At 57.9% G+C, this 1,063-nt stretch carries 1 protein-coding gene; it reads right to left on the reverse strand.

The annotated features are described in order from the left end of the window. Nucleotides 1-21: 21 nt before the first annotated feature. Nucleotides 22-1,014: a transposase gene (locus tag D1409_RS24170; RefSeq protein ID WP_123539515.1), complete on the reverse strand. Its 993-nt coding sequence runs from the start codon at nt 1,012-1,014 to the stop codon at nt 22-24. Nucleotides 1,015-1,063 lie beyond the last annotated feature (49 nt).

Raw genomic sequence — 1,063 nt, forward strand, 5'->3', positions numbered from 1 at the left:
GAGCGTGTCATAGAATCCATCTCATAGCTTCTCACAGCCCGGATCGTTTCCTCGTTCGAAGTTGGTGATTGCAACGACGAGCCGCAGACACAACGCAAGGAACACTTCTGTTCGTGCGTGGACGCGGCCTCGGGCGCGGACGTGCCCGAGGCCGCAGTCCTTGACCGCGTCGTTCGTTCGTTCGACTCCTGTCCGGTGGTTGTACGTCTCGTCCAGGATGGATTGCTTCAGCTGAACGTCCTCGCTGTGTGTTTCGATGCGGTCTTCGACCCTGTACTCGATATCTAGCGGCTCATTAGCGTTTCGCGGATTGTACGGAGCGATTGGCACGACCCCTGCGGTCAACAGGTGGTCGTGCCAGTCGAGGATGTCGTAGGCGCTGTCTCCAAGCATCCAGACAGGTGTGTCGACGGCGAGCGCGTCACGGGTGACGCGCATCGCCGTCTCTTGGTCTGCTTGTTTGGCCTGTGTGAACTCCGCTGCTATCGGGATCTTTGACCCAGTTGAGACGATTGTACAGCCGAAGCCGTAGTAGTGCTCTTCGGCTGTAGAATCGTAGTTCCACGACGCAGCCTCGTTGTACTGGATCGCCTCGATATGCGTTGAATCGATGGAGTACGTCGAGTCGAGCAGGCCGCGGGCGGCGGCCTGCTCGACGAGCCTGTCGAAGACATCGTCAATCACGTGTTCGAGGTCGGTGAGAAAGCGATCAATCGTGTCTCTGGATGGCGGTTTGTCGAGTCCGCAGTAGTACCAGACGAGGCTGTGCTGGAGTTCTCGCGTCACTGGGCGTGTGCCGTAGACGTTCTTGTAGTAGCAGTGGAGAAAGCCGCGAAAGAGATCCGGTGGCTGGTGTACTCGTGTTCGCCCCCGACGAGCGGGGGCGAACACGTCGTATTCCAGTAGAAACTTGAACTCAAGATGTTCGAACAGCGGTACTGTCTCAGTAGCCGCCGCATTCAAGAAGTCGTTAACCGAAGCTACGTCTTGCAGGGCGTTGGAGCTGGTGGACACAGTTTCCAAACCCTGCGGCCTCCCTTGGGAGGCTTTCTATGACACGCTC

This window comes from Halosimplex salinum, assembly GCF_003730195.1.
In the GTDB taxonomy this organism is placed as follows: Archaea; Halobacteriota; Halobacteria; order Halobacteriales; family Haloarculaceae; genus Halosimplex; species Halosimplex salinum.